Annotated in this window: 14 protein-coding genes and 2 tRNA genes; 8 read left to right on the top strand and 8 right to left on the bottom strand. The window is 74.4% G+C overall.

Annotated features, from left to right (window positions below; translation table 11 throughout):
• Positions 1-9 precede the first annotated feature (9 nt).
• From KUM42_RS10625 to pknB, 6 genes are all read left to right on the top strand, one after another.
• Positions 10-471 carry an FHA domain-containing protein gene (locus tag KUM42_RS10625; protein WP_237492072.1) on the top strand — a complete coding sequence of 154 codons (462 nt, stop codon included), beginning with the start codon at positions 10-12 and terminating at the stop codon, positions 469-471.
• Positions 468-1,919: a PP2C family serine/threonine-protein phosphatase gene (locus tag KUM42_RS10620; RefSeq protein WP_237492070.1), complete on the top strand. Its 1,452-nt coding sequence runs from the start codon at positions 468-470 to the stop codon at positions 1,917-1,919. Before KUM42_RS10625 ends, KUM42_RS10620 begins: the two co-directional genes overlap by 4 nt.
• Entirely contained in the window at positions 1,919-3,343 is a 1,425-nt protein-coding gene (locus tag KUM42_RS10615; protein WP_237492069.1) for an FtsW/RodA/SpoVE family cell cycle protein, read from the top strand. Before KUM42_RS10620 ends, KUM42_RS10615 begins: the two co-directional genes overlap by 1 nt.
• Positions 3,340-4,803, top strand: coding sequence for a penicillin-binding protein 2 (locus KUM42_RS10610; protein WP_237492068.1), 1,464 nt, complete (start codon positions 3,340-3,342; stop codon positions 4,801-4,803). The genes KUM42_RS10615 and KUM42_RS10610 overlap by 4 nt, the downstream gene beginning before the upstream one ends.
• A complete protein-coding gene (locus KUM42_RS10605; RefSeq protein WP_237492067.1) occupies positions 4,803-6,668 on the top strand; it encodes a serine/threonine-protein kinase in 1,866 nt (621 codons plus the stop codon). The genes KUM42_RS10610 and KUM42_RS10605 overlap by 1 nt, the downstream gene beginning before the upstream one ends.
• Before the next feature lie 165 nt (positions 6,669-6,833).
• Positions 6,834-8,657 (top strand): Stk1 family PASTA domain-containing Ser/Thr kinase, encoded by a 1,824-nt coding sequence (pknB, locus tag KUM42_RS10600; RefSeq protein ID WP_237492066.1) that lies wholly within the window; start codon positions 6,834-6,836, stop codon positions 8,655-8,657.
• Between the two features lie 84 nt (positions 8,658-8,741).
• On the opposite strand, the gene KUM42_RS10595 is transcribed toward pknB, so the two are convergent.
• Positions 8,742-9,416 (bottom strand): aminodeoxychorismate/anthranilate synthase component II, encoded by a 675-nt coding sequence (locus tag KUM42_RS10595; RefSeq protein WP_237492065.1) that lies wholly within the window; start codon positions 9,414-9,416, stop codon positions 8,742-8,744.
• 168 nt (positions 9,417-9,584) lie between these two features.
• Positions 9,585-10,331, bottom strand: a complete 747-nt coding sequence (locus KUM42_RS10590) for a DUF881 domain-containing protein (protein WP_237492064.1) — start codon at positions 10,329-10,331, stop codon at positions 9,585-9,587.
• Between the two features lie 153 nt (positions 10,332-10,484).
• Here KUM42_RS10590 and crgA point away from each other — a divergent pair, with 153 nt between their 5' ends.
• Both crgA and KUM42_RS10580 read left to right on the top strand, forming a co-directional pair.
• Positions 10,485-10,757, top strand: a complete 273-nt coding sequence (crgA, locus tag KUM42_RS10585; RefSeq protein ID WP_237492063.1) for a cell division protein CrgA — start codon at positions 10,485-10,487, stop codon at positions 10,755-10,757.
• Between the two features lie 659 nt (positions 10,758-11,416).
• The gene (locus KUM42_RS10580) at positions 11,417-11,830 is read left to right on the top strand and encodes a PH domain-containing protein (protein WP_237492062.1); all 414 of its coding nucleotides are present in this window, start codon (positions 11,417-11,419) and stop codon (positions 11,828-11,830) included.
• On the opposite strand, the gene KUM42_RS10575 is transcribed toward KUM42_RS10580, so the two are convergent.
• The 6 genes from KUM42_RS10575 to KUM42_RS10550 form a co-directional block, all read right to left on the bottom strand.
• Positions 11,827-12,570: a rhomboid family intramembrane serine protease gene (locus KUM42_RS10575; protein WP_237492061.1), complete on the bottom strand. Its 744-nt coding sequence runs from the start codon at positions 12,568-12,570 to the stop codon at positions 11,827-11,829. The two genes, KUM42_RS10580 and KUM42_RS10575, sit on opposite strands and share 4 nt — an antisense overlap.
• Positions 12,571-12,707: 137 nt before the next feature.
• Complete coding sequence (locus KUM42_RS10570) at positions 12,708-13,244, bottom strand: peptidylprolyl isomerase (protein WP_237492060.1); 537 nt, start codon at positions 13,242-13,244, stop codon at positions 12,708-12,710.
• 157 nt (positions 13,245-13,401) lie between these two features.
• Positions 13,402-13,474, bottom strand: a tRNA-Ala gene (locus KUM42_RS10565).
• A gap of 43 nt (positions 13,475-13,517) precedes the next feature.
• The gene (locus KUM42_RS20280; RefSeq protein ID WP_304610695.1) at positions 13,518-13,661 is read right to left on the bottom strand and encodes a DLW-39 family protein; all 144 of its coding nucleotides are present in this window, start codon (positions 13,659-13,661) and stop codon (positions 13,518-13,520) included.
• A gap of 116 nt (positions 13,662-13,777) precedes the next feature.
• Positions 13,778-13,851: transfer RNA gene (locus KUM42_RS10555), tRNA-Ile, on the bottom strand.
• Between the two features lie 136 nt (positions 13,852-13,987).
• Positions 13,988-14,830: a DUF3566 domain-containing protein gene (locus KUM42_RS10550; protein ID WP_237492059.1), complete on the bottom strand. Its 843-nt coding sequence runs from the start codon at positions 14,828-14,830 to the stop codon at positions 13,988-13,990.
• Positions 14,831-14,901: the final 71 nt, after the last annotated feature.

Raw genomic sequence — 14,901 nt, 5'->3', positions numbered from 1 at the left:
GGTGGCATCGTGACCTCCGAGATCGTGCTCCAGGCCTTCCGCTTCGGCTTCCTGCTGTTGCTCTGGCTGTTCGTCTTCGCTGCCTTCCGGGTGGTGCGCGCCGACCTGTTCGGTGGCCGCACCGGCCGGGTCGCATCGGTGCCACCCCGCGTGGCGCCGGTCCGCAAGCGGGGTGCCCGGGGCCCCCGGCACCTCGTCGTCACCGCCGGTCCGCTCACCGGGACCCGCATCACCCTCGGGGAGCAGGCCATCCTGATCGGTCGCGCCGACGACTCGACCCTCGTGCTGACCGACGACTTCGCCTCGTCCCGGCACGCACGCCTCACCAACCGCGGCGGCCAGTGGTACGTCGAGGACCTCGGGTCCACCAACGGCACCTACCTCGACCAGCAGCGCGTGCAGGGTCCGCTGCTGGTCGGCTCCGGCCAGCCGATCCGGATCGGGCAGACCGTCCTGGAGCTGCGCTCATGACCTTGGTCCTCCGCTACGCGGCCCGTTCCGACCGCGGGCTCATCCGCGGCACCAACCAGGACTCGGTCTACGCCGGGCCACGACTGCTCGCCGTCGCCGACGGCATGGGCGGGCACGCGGCCGGTGACGTGGCCAGCAAGGTCGTCATCGCCGCCCTGGAGCACCTCGACGACGACGCCCCCTCCGGCGACCTGCTGCAGGCGCTGCGCCAGGCGGTCTTCGACGGCAGCGAGCACCTGCGCGAGGTCATCCGGGAGGCCCCGCAGCTGGAGGGCATGGGCACCACGCTCACCGCCGTCCTGTTCGCCGGCGGCCGGCTGGGCCTGTGCCACGTCGGTGACTCCCGCGCCTACCTGCTGCGCGACGGCGAGCTCTCCCAGATCACCCACGACGACACCTTCGTGCAGTCGCTGATCGACGAGGGCCGGATCACCGAGGAGGAGGCCAACAGCCACCCGCAGCGCTCGCTGCTGCTGCGCGCCCTCAACGGCCAGGACGTCGAGCCCGACCTGTCGATGCGCGACGCCCGCGCCGGTGACCGCTACCTGCTGTGCTCCGACGGCCTGTCCGGCGTGGTCAGCCACGAGACCATCGCCCAGGCCATGGTCTCCCCCGACGCCCAGGCCACCGCCGACCGGCTGATCGAGCTGGCGCTGCGCAGCGGCGGCCCGGACAACATCACCTGCATCGTCGCCGACGTGGTCGAGGACGACGGCCGCGGCGTGCTCGTCGAGCCGGTGATCGACGGCGCGGCCGGCGACAACATCGGCCAGCGCGAGGTCGACCCCCGTTCGGCCGCCGGGCGCGCGGCGCTGTCCCAACCGCAGGCCGGGCCGCAGCCCACCGCCCAGGCCACCGCCTCACCGCCGGTGCGCCGCCGCCGTCCGCTGCGCACCGGCCTGATCGCGCTGACGGCGGTGGTGGTGCTCGGCGCGGCCGCGATCGGCGGCTACCTGTTCGTGATGGGGCACTGGTTCGTCGGGGTCACCGAGACCGCGGACGGCGACCGGGTCGGCGTCTTCCGCGGTCTGGACACCTCGGTCGTCGGGGTGGACCTCTACCGGCTCGAGCAGCAGACCTCCCTGGACACCGGCGACCTCACCCAGGCCGCCCGCAACCGGGTCACCGGTGGGATCGACGCCCTCGACCGCGACGACGCCGACCGCATCCTGAACAACCTCGAGGGGCAGCAGCTCCCCGAGTGCCGCGTCCCCAGCCCCGCCAGCACCTCCCCCAGCGCCACCAGCTCCGCCCCGCCGGCCGAGAGCGTCACCGCACCGCCGGCCACCGACCCCGCACTCCCCACACCGTCCGGCGGCGCGCCCTCGAGCAGCGACCCGGCGACGAGCACCGACCCGCAGACCTCCGCCTCACCCACCACCACCAGCTCGGCCCCGGTGCAGCCCCGCCCGGGTCAGCCGGGGGTGGACTGCCGGGCGGCCGACTAGTGGCTGGCCTGGTGGGCGCGGCCGGCACCGACCCGAACGGCACGCCGGCGGGCAACCCCGCCACCCCGACGCGACGGGGCACCGAGCTGCTGCTCCTCGCCTTCGCCGTGCTGCTCACCCTGGCCGCGCAGTGCATCGTCGACCTGACCCTGACCGACGCGCTCAGCCCGGAGCTGGCCACCTTCGGCACCTGGTTCAGCGCGCTGTGGCTGGTCGCGCACCTCGTCGTCCGCCGCTTCGCCCCCTACGCCGACCCGCTGCTGCTGCCCTGCATCGCGGTGCTGTCCGGCCTGGGGCTGACGATGATCCACCGGCTGGACATCGCCGGGAACACCCTCGGCCGCAACAACTCCGGCGAGGACGCCCCGGTCCAGCTGCTGTGGGCCACGGTCGGGCTGGTGCTGTTCGTCGCCGTGCTCACCGTCGTCCGCGACCACCGCGTGCTCGCCCGCTTCGCCTACACCCTGGCGCTGATCGGCCTGGTGCTGCTGGCCATCCCGGCGGTCCTGCCCAACTCCACGATCAACGGCGCCAAGCTGTGGATCCGGGTCGCCGGCTTCTCCATCCAGCCGGGTGAGTTCGCCAAGATCTGCCTGATCGTCTTCTTCGCCGCCTACCTCGTCGACAAGCGCGACGTGCTGGCGCTGGCCAGCCGGCGGGTGGCCGGGCTGGAGCTCCCCCGCGGCCGCGACCTCGGCCCGGTCGTGCTGGCCTGGGTCGCCTCGATCCTGGTGCTGGTCTTCGAGCGCGACCTGGGCAGCTCGCTGCTGCTGTTCGGCATCTTCGTGGTGATGCTCTACGTCGCCACCGAGCGGGCCAGCTGGCTGGTCATCGGCCTGGTGCTGTTCTCCGGCGGCGCGTACGTGGCCTACCAGGTCTTCGGCCACGTGCGGGTGCGCGTCGACACCTGGCTGGACCCCTTCGGCTACGCCGACACCGGCGGCTACCAGATGGTCCAGTCGCTGTTCAGCCTCGGCACCGGCGGCCTGTTCGGGACCGGGCTGGGCAGTGGGCGCCCGGACCAGGTGCCGGTCGCCAAGAGCGACTTCATCGCCGCCGCGATCGGTGAGGAGCTGGGCCTGTTCGGCCTGGTCGCGCTGATCATCATCTACCTGGTGCTGGTCGAGCGCGGCCTGCGCACCTCCCTCGTCGTGCGCGACGGCTTCGGCAAGCTGCTGGCCGCGGGCCTGGCGTTCGCCGTCGCCTGGCAGGTGTTCGTCGTCCTCGGCGGGGTCACCGGGCTGCTGCCGCTGACCGGCCTGACCACCCCGTTCGTCGCCTACGGCGGCTCCTCGCTGGTCGCGAACTTCGGCCTGGTCGCGCTGCTGGTGCGGATCAGCGACGCCGCCCGCCGCCCGGCCGCCCCGCCGGCCGCCCCGGCGCCGGCGCTCACCGACGCCCCCACCGAGGTGGTCCGGCCGTGAACGCACCGCTGCGCCGGGTGGCCATCGCCGTGCTGGTGCTGTTCACCCTGCTGATCGTCAACGTCAACGTCATCCAGGTCGTGCGCGCGAGCGGCCTGCGCGACAACGACCGCAACACCCGGCAGCTGTCCGACCAGTACAACCGGGAGCGGGGCGCCATCGTGGTGGCCGGCAACGAGATCGCCTCCTCGGTGCCCAGCGCCCCCGACGACCCGCTGCGCTTCACCCGCACCTACCCCCAGGGCCCGCTCTACGCCCCGGTCACCGGCTACCAGTCGGTGCTCGCCACCGCCGCCGGGCTGGAGGAGGCGGAGAACGCCGTCCTCAACGGCGACGACGACCGCCTGTTCGGCCGCCGGGTCGCCGATCTGTTCACCGGTCGCACCCTCTCCGGCGGCAACGTCGAGGTGACGCTGGACCCCGCGGTCCAGGAGGCGGCGATGAAGGGCCTGGACGGCGTCACCGGCGCGGTCGTGGCCCTGGACCCCAAGACCGGCGCCGTCCTGGGCCTGGCGAGCACCCCGACCTACGACCCCAACCGGCTGTCCAGCCACGACCTGGACGCCGTGCGCGCCTACGACTCCGAGATCACCCCCGCCAAGGGCTCCGGCGACGCCGACCCGCGCGTCGACCAGGCGACCAGCGAGCGCAACCACCCCGGGTCGATCTTCAAGGTGATCGTCTCTGCGGCGGCGCTGTCCAGCGGCGACTACACGCCCGACACCGTGATCCCCGCACCCCGCGACTACGTGCTGCCGGGCACCAACCAGCCACTGCGCAACTTCGGCAACGAGTCCTGCGACCCGTCGGGCCAGCAGCGGCTCATCGACGCGCTCACCATCTCCTGCAACACCGCCTTCGCCCAGCTGGGCATCGACCTCGGCCAGGACCGCGTCCGCGACATGGCCCGCGCCTTCGGCATCGACGACAAGGGCTTCGACATGCCGCTGCCCGTCGCCGCCAGCACCCTCGGCGACATCCCCGACGACGCCGCCCTCGGGCAGAGCTCGATCGGTCAGTCCAGCGTGTCCCTCACCCCGGTGCAGGCGGCGATGATCGCCTCGGCCGTGGCCAACGACGGCAGCCTGATGAAGCCCTACCTGGTCAAGTCCATCCAGGGGCCGGACCTCTCGGTCATCGACCAGACCGACCCGGAGGAGATGTCCCAGCCGATCTCGGCCTCGGTGGCCGAGCAGCTGACCACGATGATGCGCAGCGTGGTCGACAACGGGACGGGCCGGCGGGCCCGGATCGACGGCGTCCAGGTGGCCGGCAAGACCGGTACCGCCGAGACCGGCACGGACGCCCCCGACCACAACTGGTTCATCGGCTTCGCACCCGCCGACGACCCGACGATCGCGGTGGCGGTGTTCGTGAAGAACGGCGGTGGCACCGGCGGCGACACCTCGGCGCCGATCGCCCGCGCCGTCATGGCAGCGCACCTCGGACAGGGGAACTGATGGCCGTCCGTGTGGGCACCGTGCTGGCCGGCCGGTACCAGGTCACCGAGCCGATCGCGACCGGCGGCATGGGCGAGGTGTGGCAGGCCCGCGACCGCACGCTGGGCCGGATCATCGCCGTCAAGGTGCTGCGCAGCGAGTACACCGGCGACTCCAGCTTCCTCATCCGCTTCCGCAACGAGGCCCGGCACACCGCTGCCCTGTCGCACCCCAACATCGCCTCCGTCTACGACTACGGCGAGACGACCGAGGACGGCCAGCGGCTGGCCTACCTGATCATGGAGTTCGTCGAGGGCAAGCCGCTGGTGCAGATCCTGGCCGAGCGCGGCCGGCTCACCCCCGAGCAGACGCTGGACGTGCTGGGCCAGGCCGGCGACGGGCTGTCCGCCGCGCACGCCGCCGGCATGGTGCACCGGGACATCAAGCCGGGCAACCTGCTGGTGCGCCCCGACGGCGTGGTGAAGCTGACCGACTTCGGCATCGCCTACGCGCGGGACGCCGCCCCGCTGACCCGCACCGGCATGGTCGTGGGCACCGCCCAGTACCTCTCCCCCGAGCAGGCGCAGGGCCACGTCGTCACCGCCGCCTCCGACGTCTACTCCCTCGGCGTGCTCGGCTACGAGTGCGTGGCCGGGGTGCGCCCCTTCGACGGCGAGTCGCAGGTCGCGATCGCGCTGGCCCAGATCAACCGGCCGCCGCCCCCGCTGCCGGGTGACGTGCCGCCCGCGGTGCGCCGGCTCATCGACCGGGCGCTGTCGAAGGACCCCGCCGCCCGCTTCGCCGACGGCGGCGCCTTCGCCGAGGCGGTGCGCCAGGTGGCCGCCGGCGGTGCGGTGCCCCCGCCCACCGGCGCCACCCAGGTGATCGGCCCCGACGGGACCGCGACCACGATGATCCCGGCGGCCGAGGCCGCCACCGGCGTCATGCCCTCCACCGCCCCGCGCACCATGCCCCCGCTGCACGGCCCGCCCACCAGCGGCGACGGCACGGGCCCCGGCGAGCAGTGGGACGGCGAGGACGCCGACGACCCGGCCGGCCGCCGCCGCACCCGGCTGCTCTGGGCCGCCGCGGCCGTGGCGCTGCTCGGGCTGCTGGTCGCCGGCGTGATCGTGCTGAACTCCGGCGGTTCCGGTGGCGGCGGTGGCAGCACGTCGGCCCTCCCCAGCTCGACCGCCGTCGGCGCGACCCCCGCACCGGTCTCGCCCACCGGCACCGACGTCGTCGCGATCACCCCGGCCGCCTACATCGGCCAGAACGTCGACGTCGTGACCGAGCTCCTGCGGGCCGACGGGCTGCAGGTGGACGTCGTGGAGGCCACCCGCGACCAGCTGACGGGCGCCGGGACCGACCTCGAGCGGGACGACGTCGCCGACGTCAGCCCCGACACCGACCGCGTCGACCGCAGCACGCGGATCACGCTGTTCGTCGCCTCCGACGGCTACACCGCCGACGCGGCCGAGACCACCGACGCACCCAGCGACGGTGGCGACGCCGGCCAGCAGCCCACCAGCGGGGCCACCTCGGCCGGCGGCGGCGCGGGCGCGGGCGGCGGTGCGGGTGGTGGCGCAGGTGGTGGTGGCGGCAGCCCGGCCCCCGGCAACGCCCCGCCGGCGCCCAACCGCCCCTCCCCCTCACCCAGCTCGGCCAACACCAGCCCCAGCGGTGGCGGCGCGGGCGGGGGTGCCGGCGGCGGATCCGGTGGCGGGGCCGGGAGCGGCGGGGGCGCGGCGCCCACCACGTCCACCCCTGCGACCAGCGCGGCACCCACCTCCGCCGCCCCCTCGTCGTCCGCAGCGCCCTCGGAGTCGCCGACCGAGTCGACCCAGATCGGCGGGGACGCCGTGGCGCCGCCGGCCGTCCCGTGAGCCACCGGTGACCCAGGCGTTCCGCGCCGTCCGCGTCGTCCCGGGCACACCCCGGCCAGCGATTAGGCTCGCCGACGGCCCGCCGCACCGCGGTCGGGTGGTCCCGGCGCCGCGACCACCGCTCTGCAGCCCACGAGGCACACCCCGAGAGGACCCCCGATCCCGATGACCACCCCCCAGGTGCTCGGCGAGCGCTACGAGATCGGTGGGGTCCTCGGCCGGGGCGGCATGGCCGAGGTGCACCGCGGGCGCGACCTGCGGCTCGGCCGCGAGGTGGCGGTGAAGGTGCTGCGCGGCGACCTCGCCCGCGACCCCTCGTCCCAGGTCCGCTTCCGCCGCGAGGCCCAGGCCGCGGCGTCGCTGAACCACCCGGCGATCGTGGCCGTCTACGACACCGGCGAGGACCGCACCACCACCGGCGCCACCCCGTACATCGTGATGGAGTACGTCGAGGGCGAGACGCTGCGCGACCTGCTGCGCCGCGAGGGCCGGCTCTCCCCCGAGCGCGCCATGTCGCTGACCGCCGACATCTGCGCCGCGCTGGACTTCAGCCACCGCAACGGCATCGTGCACCGCGACGTCAAGCCCGGCAACGTCATGATCACGCCGCAGGGCACGGTCAAGGTGATGGACTTCGGCATCGCCCGCGCGGTCTCCGACTCCGCCGCGACCATGACGTCGACGGCCGCGGTGATAGGGACCGCCCAGTACCTCTCCCCCGAGCAGGCCCGCGGCGAGGGCGTCGACGCCCGCTCCGACGTCTACTCGGCCGGCTGCCTGCTCTACGAGCTGGTCACCGGCACCCCGCCGTTCACCGGCGACTCCCCCGTGGCGGTCGCCTACCAGCACGTGCGCGAGGACCCCCGGACGCCGTCGTCGATCAACCCGGCCATCCCACCGGCGCTGGACGCCATCCTGCTCAAGGCGATGAGCAAGAACCCCGCCAACCGCTACCAGTCGGCGGCGGACATGCGCGCCGACCTGCTGCGCGCCGTCGCCGGCCAGCGGGTCGAGGCGACGCCGGTCATGAGCGACGCCGAGCGCACCACGATCATCGGCGCGTCCCCCGCCGGGTACGACGACGCGGACAACTGGGACGACGAGCAGGACGACGGCCGCGGCAAGCGGCGCACCGTGATCGCCGCGGTGGTCGGCGGCCTCGTGCTGCTGGCGCTGGTGGTGGTCGGCATCGTCCTGCTCAACAGCGGCGGGGACAAGACACCGGTGGCCCCGGCGGCTGTCCAGGTGCCGGTGCCCAACGTGGTCAACCAGACCCAGGAGGCGGCGACCGCCAGCCTGAACGCCGCCAAGCTCGTGGCCGGCGACGTCACCAACGAGCAGAGCACCACCGTCGCCAAGGGCCTGGTGATCCGGTCCAACCCGGCCACCGGCGCACAGGTCGCCGAGCAGTCCCGGGTGGCGCTGGTGCTCAGCACCGGGCCGAACAGCATCGCCGTCCCGAACGTGGTCGGCCAGGACTCCGCCGACGCCCAGGACGCCCTCGAGGCCGCCGGCTTCACCGGCAGCGTGAACACCCGGCAGACCGACTCCCTGGAGCCCGAGGGGACGGTCGTGGAGGTCCAGCCCGCGGTCGGTGCGCAGGCCGCGCCGGACGCCCGCATCACCCTGTCGGTGTCCACCGGGTCGACCGGCCTGCCCGACGTGCGGGGCCTGCCGAAGGCAGCGGCACGCCAGGCACTCGTCGATGCCGGGATCGACAACGGCGACATCGTGGAGAACAACGCCGAGTCCGACACCGTCGCCCCGGGCAGCATCGTCAACACCGACCCGGGCCCGCGGTCCCCGGTGTCCCGCGGCGACCAGGTGACGCTGCTCGTCGCCGTCCCGATCCCGGTGACCCCGACGCCCACCGCACCGGTGCCGACGCCGACGCCGGCCAGCAGCGCACCGGCCACCCCGGCACCCGGCAGCAGCGCACCGCCCACCCCGGCTCCGGGCAGCAGCCTCCCGGCCGCGCCGTCCCCCTGAGCCGGACGGCACACGCACGAGGGCCCCTCTCCCGCCCGGGAGAGGGGCCCTCGTGCGTGTGCGGCCCGGTGCGGCCGGTGGCCGTCAGACGGTGGCGGTGGTGAGCCGGCGGGTGGCGGCGGAAGCCGCCTCGACCAGGGCCGGGTCCGGGGCCAGGCCGCAGGAGAGCAGCCAGTTGGCCAGCAGCTGGTGCCCGCCCTCGGTGAGCACCGACTCGGGGTGGAACTGCACGCCCTCGATCGGCAGCTCACGGTGCCGCAGCGCCATCACGATCCCCGACGGGGTGTGGCCGGTGACCTCGAGCTCGTCGGGGACGGTGTCGGCCTCGACCGCCAGCGAGTGGTAGCGGGTGGCGGTGAACGGGCTGGGCAGCCCGGCGAGCACGCCCACGCCGTCGTGCAGGACCTGGCTGGTCTTGCCGTGCAGCAGCTCCGGGGCCCGGCCCACGACGCCACCGAACGCCTCGGCTATGGCCTGGTGGCCGAGGCAGACGCCCAGCACCGGCAGACCCGCCTCGGCGGCCGCCCGGACCATCGGCACGGTCACGCCGGCGTCGACGGGGGTGCCCGGACCCGGGGAGAGCAGGACACCGGCGACGTCGAGGTCCTCGAGCTCGGCCACGCTCACCGCGTCGTTGCGCCGGACCAGGCTGGGCACGCCCAGCTGCCCCAGGTACTGCACGAGGTTGTAGACGAAGCTGTCGAAGTTGTCGACGACCAGCACCGGCCGGGTCGCTGCAGGGGCGTCGGGGAGGGTCACGGCGGGTTCACGGCTCCGTAGGACGGCGACAGGGTCGGACGGGCAGGACGGCGACAAGGTCGGACGGGCAGGACGGCGACGGGCTCGGACGGCGGTGCCGCACGACGGCGGGCGCTGCCCGGGTCCAGGTGTACACGCCCGGCCCGGCCCCGTCACCCGCCGGTCGGCTCAGTCGGTGCGGGCGTACTGCATGTCCAGCGCACCGTCGTAGGCCGGCAGGGTGACCGCGCGCTCGTCGGTGACGTCGTAGGTGAGGCCGTAGCGGTCGGCGGCGTCGCGCAGGAGCCGAACCTCCGCCGACGCCCCGAGCTGGCTGCGCAGCTGCCCGGCGCTGCCCACGGCCGCCACGACGAAGGGCGGGGAGTAGGTCCGCCCCTGCAGCAGCAGCGTGTTGCCCACGCAGATGACCGCGCTGGTGGCCGTCAGCCGCCGGCCCATGATCGACACCCCGTCGGCGCCGGCGGCCCACAGCGCGTTCACCACGCCCTGGACGTCGGACTGGTGGATGACGACGTCGTCCGGGCGGGCGCCGGCCGGCAGCGCCCCGTTGGGGCCGAGCTGGGCGTCGTCGAGGGTGACGACGAGCCCGGGGCCCACCAGGCCGGTCAGGCCGGCCGAGGGCAGCCCGGCCCGGCCCAGGTCCTGCGCCTCGGCCACGGCGCCGTTGCGGGTGGCGGCCTGGTCGGTGAGCTCCTGCACCTGGGCCTGCAGCGCGGCCAGGGTCGTCTGCTGGTCCGCGACCGACGCCTCGCGCTGGTCGATCAGGTCGGCCAGCTGCGAGCTCTCCCCGGCGCGCAGGTCGGTGCCCTGGGCGGTGGTGCCGGAGGTGGCGAAGATGAACCCGGCCACCAGGGCGACCACGGGCACCAGCGCCGTCCACGGGCTCCACCGCGGCGAGCCGCCCCACCGGCGCACGTCGACCTCCGCTGCTCGCTCCCCGGGGCCCCGCCGGGACGCCGGGTCGGGTGACCCGGCCCGCGTGCGTGGGCCTGTCCGCTGGGCCTGCAGCTTAGGCTGAGGGGAGTTCACGCCGGGGCGACAGGCCACGGCCCGGGAGGGAGTCCGCAGGTGCCGAAGTCGAAGGTGCGCAAGAAGTCCGTCTACACGCCGCCGGAGGGGGTCCTGCCCGCAACGGCCGCGCGGGCTCGCGCCGCCCAGCCGAGCCCCCGCTGGTACGCCGTCCTCATGATCGCGCTGATGCTGGTCGGGCTGCTGTGGATCGTCGTCTACTACGTGGCCGGCGACCGGATCGGCTTCATGGTCTCCCTCGGCTCCCTGAACTTCCTCATCGGCTTCGGCCTGATGGTCGCCGGCCTCGTGATGTCGATGCGCTGGCGCTGACGCGCCCCCGGCCGACAGGCCCCCGTCCCCTCCGGGACGGGGGCCTTCGTCGTCTCCAGGGGGCGTGCAGCGGGTCTCGGCGGAGGTCCCGGTGTCCATCGACCTGGGGACGGCGGCCGGTCACCGTCCGGAGCCCTGTGGTGACCCCTCGGCGCTGTCGACAAGGCGGTAACCGCGCAGGTCAGGGGCTCGTCGGTGCTCGCTGAGGCGAGCGACTGTGCACAGCGGCCCCGGCTCTGTCCACAGGCGGCGCAGCGCCCCGTCCACGGAGTTGTCCACGAACTGTGGAGTTCCCCAACCGGCTCCCACGCAGCTGACCTGCGCGGATGGCCCGCTTGTGACTGCTGGGGCGCAAACCACACCGAGGTGACTACAGACGTGGAAGTCCGTCCCCAGCTGTGTACACAGCTGTGGGAAAAGTGCCCGACCCGGCCAGGCAGCGGCGCCCTACTACCCGTCCCGCGTCGGGGCAAACCAACAGCGTGCGGCAGTGTTCGTGGGCGTGTCCCGGCGAGATGTCGACACTTCCGCGCGGTCACCGAGCGGCGACCAGGGGTGAGGACAACCACGGGGAGACGGGTCCGGGCTGTGGACGGAGCCGACCTGCGACGGTGCCCACCCTGGGGACGTCCGCGCCGCGGGGGTGACAAGCTGGCCGCGTGCAGTGGTCACCCCGCGTCGCCGGGACGGTCGTGACGGCGGTCGCCGGGCTCGGGCTGGTGCTGGCCGTGCTGACGGTCGACCCGGTCGGCCGAGGGCTGGTGGGTGGCGCCGGCCTGGGACTGCTCGCCGTGGCCGCGCAGGACGCGTTCCTGCGCCCCCGACTGCGGGCCGGGGCCGTCGGCGTCACGGCGCGCAGGCTGACCGGCAGCACGGAGATCGCCTGGCCGGTGCTGCAGGTGCGGGTGCGCAGCCAGCGGCGGTGGGGCGTGCGGTCGACGACCCTCGAGCTGGAGGACCGCAGCGACGACGCCGTCCTGGTGGTGCTGGGGCGCCGCGAGCTGGGAGCCGACCCCGCGGTGGTCGCCGAGGCGCTGCACGCCGCCGGGGCCGGCTCCTGGCCGCTGGGCTAGCGCAGCCCGCCGAACACGAGCACCAGCAGGACGACGACCAGCAGGGCGGTGCCGCCGACCGCGAGCGCGCGGTTGCGCCGGCCCAGGACGAGCAGGCCGGACACCAGCGCACCGGCCACCAGGCCGCCGAGGTGGCCCTGCCAGGAGATGCCGGGCAGGAGGCTGACGACCAGGTTGATGCCCAGCAGGGTCAGCAGGCCGCGGAGGTCCTCACCCCGGGACAGCAGCAGCACGCCCAGGGCGCCCAGCAGTCCGTAGATGGCCGCCGAGGCCCCCACCACGCCCTGGTACGGCGGGGCGAAGAGCTGGATGGCCGCCGCGCCACCGAGGGCCGAGACGAGGTAGACGGTCAGGTACCGGGCCCGGCCCAGCTGGCGTTCGAGCTCGGAGCCGAAGACCAGCAGCGCGAGCATGTTGAACACCAGGTGCACGAGGCTCACGTGGGTGAACGCACTGGTGACCACCCGCCACCAGTCGCCCTGGTCGATGGCGATCGGGGCGGTGGCGAGGTCGTTCTGCAGCGGGGAGGAGAAGCTGGTCAGCGGGTTGACGCCCACGCTGATCGCCGAGACGGCCGTGGCCAGCGCCACGAGCACGTTGATGCCGATCAGGGTCAGCGTGACCGGCCCGAAGCGGCCACCGGCGGCTCGCAGCCCCCCGGTGCGCTTCGGCTGCCGCACGCCGGCGTTGCCCGCCCGGACGTCGTCCGGGCACTGGAAGCCGACCGCGGCCGGGTTCATGCACTCCGGGCAGATGGGACGGCCGCAGCGCACGCACGAGACGCCGGTGGGCCGGTCGGGGTGCCGGTAGCAGGTCCGGGCGGGGGGCGCCGGCTGCGGGTCACCCGCGCCGGCACCCCCGTTGCCCTCAGGCGTGCTCAGCTGCGCTCGATCTCGACGGAGGTGATGACGACCTCGTCCACCGGCTTGTCGCCGCGGGAGGTGGGCGTCGTGGCGATGGCGTCGACGACCTTCTTGCTGGCCTCGTCGACGACCTCACCGAAGATCGTGTGCTTGTTGTTCAGGTGCGGGGTGTTGGTGACGGTGATGAAGAACTGCGACCCGTTGGTGCCGGGGCCCGCGTTGGCCATGGCCAGCAGGTAGGGGCGGTTGAAGGCCAGGTCGGGGTGGAACTCGTCGCCGAAGCGGTAGCCGGGGCCGCCGGTGCCCTGACCCAGCGGGTCACCGCCCTGGATCATGAACCCGTCGATGACGCGGTGGAAGACGGTGCCGTCGTAGAGCTTGGCGGTGGTCTTCTCGCGGGTGCGCGGGTCGATCCACTCGCGGGTGCCCTCCGCCAGCTCGGCGAAGTTGGCGACCGTCTTGGGCGCGTGGTCGGGGAACAGGTCGACGGTGATGTCGCCACGGTTGGTGTGCAGGACGGCACGCCGTGCTGCGGGAGTCTGCTCAGTCACGAGACCACTCTCCCACTGATGCCCGGGACCGCGCTGGGTGCCCGGTGCCGGGCGGCCGCCGGCGGGGCGGTGCGGGCGGCCTGCGCGCACCGGCGGGGCGCCCTGTCGAGCGGGCGGGCGGCGCACCCGCGGTCAGCGGGCCACCGGGGGACCTGGGTGGAGACGAGGGGAATCGAACCCCTAACCCCCGCCTTGCAAAGGCGGTGCTCTGCCAATTGAGCTACGTCCCCGGGACGGCGCCGCTGGCGCCGGCGGAGCGGTGGTGCGGGTGGATCAGGAGGAGCGGGGGGTGCTGACCGCGTCGGGGCCGCTGGTGGCCTGCGCCCAGAGGTCGGCCTCACCCTTGGCGGCCGTGCGCTTGCGCGCCGCGACCAGGGCACCGGCAGCGAGCGCTGCCACCGCCAGCTTCTTCAGCACGCGTGACCTCCTCGGACTGGGGGTGGTCACCGCGGCGCTGGTGACCGCTTCGGGGACCTCGGGCGGGGGCACCCCGACCAGCTGGTCGTGGGTGGCCTCCGTCGTCGGTGCACGGGTGGGCGTGGGAGGACTTGAACCTCCGACCTCATCCTTATCAGGGATGCGCTCTAACCGCCTGAGCTACACGCCCGTGAGCCGGTGAACAGCTTACCTGGCCCCCTGGAGCCCCCCGACAGGGGGCTCCAGGGCCGGCCGGCAGTGCCCTACCGGCCACCCTGCAGGGACCCGCTCCGAGCCTGCGAGGAGCGGGGGGCAGGGTGGTCCTTTCACTCGCGCTCGGCGAGGGTGAGCTCGAGGCCGCCCACCAGGTCCGAGCACAGGTTGTAGACGAACGTGCCCACGGTGCACAGCGCGGTCAGCAGCAGGATGTTGACCGCACCGATCACGGCTGCGCCGGTGAAGACCAGCCCGGCGGTGATGGTGAAGGAGTCGGCGGCCGCACCGCCGGTGGACGTGCTCACCTGGCCGATGAGGTCGTTGATGCTGTCGAAGACGCCGAGCCCGCTGAGCACGCCGTAGAGGACCGCGACGGCGATCATCCAGACGAAGAACAGCGCGATCGAGACGACCAGCGAGATCTTCAGCGCCGACCACGTGTCGATGTGGCGGAGCTGCAGCCGGGCCCGGCGCGGGCCGCGCCGTCCCTTGGTGGTGGGCCGGCCGGTGTCGGCCGACCGGGGGGCAGGGCCCCGCGGCGGGTCGACCGGGCGGGCGTCGTCGGACGGCCGCGCCGGGGCGCCCGCGGGGGGCAGCGTGACCGACTGGGTGGCGTCCATCGGCGCGGCGGCGCGGGCCGAGGCCGACCGCACGCCGGCGGAGATGCGGTTGCCCGCACCCGCCGGGGGCACCGGCGGCCCGGGGGTCGAGACCGCCCGCGGCTCGTCGGCGGTGCCCTCACCGGGCGCGGGCTGCCCGGCGAGCGGGCGGGCCGTGGACCCCACGGGGGCGGACGACGCCGGGGCCTCGGCCTTGGCGGCGTCGGGCCCGGTGGCGGCGGGTGCCGGTGCCGGCACGTCGCTGGCCCGGGTGGCGCCCGCCGGCTCGACGTCGGCCGTTGCCGACCCCTCACGGGAGTCGGTACGCACCGAACTGCGCGCCCGGTCGCTCATCCCAGTCTCCTGTCCGCCTGCGGCTCTCGCCGCGTCGCTTCACCGGCCGGCGCCGTCCGGGAGGGGACGAC

The sequence above is a fragment of the Modestobacter sp. L9-4 genome, assembly GCF_019112525.1.
Taxonomy (GTDB): domain Bacteria; phylum Actinomycetota; class Actinomycetes; order Mycobacteriales; family Geodermatophilaceae; genus Modestobacter.
The sequence above is the reverse complement of the archived record's forward strand: the minus strand, read 5'-3'. Positions and strand labels throughout refer to the sequence as shown.

Excerpts from the sequence above, each read along its gene's own strand:
- KUM42_RS10575 (WP_237492061.1), bottom strand. The coding sequence starts at position 12,570 with ATGAACCCGGCCGCGGTCGGCTTCCAGTGCCCGGACGACGTCCGGGCG.
- KUM42_RS10605 (WP_237492067.1), top strand. The coding sequence starts at position 4,803 with ATGGCCGTCCGTGTGGGCACCGTGCTGGCCGGCCGGTACCAGGTCACC.
- KUM42_RS10550 (WP_237492059.1), bottom strand. The coding sequence starts at position 14,830 with ATGAGCGACCGGGCGCGCAGTTCGGTGCGTACCGACTCCCGTGAGGGG.
- KUM42_RS10620 (WP_237492070.1), top strand. The coding sequence starts at position 468 with ATGACCTTGGTCCTCCGCTACGCGGCCCGTTCCGACCGCGGGCTCATC.
- pknB (WP_237492066.1), top strand. The coding sequence starts at position 6,834 with ATGACCACCCCCCAGGTGCTCGGCGAGCGCTACGAGATCGGTGGGGTC.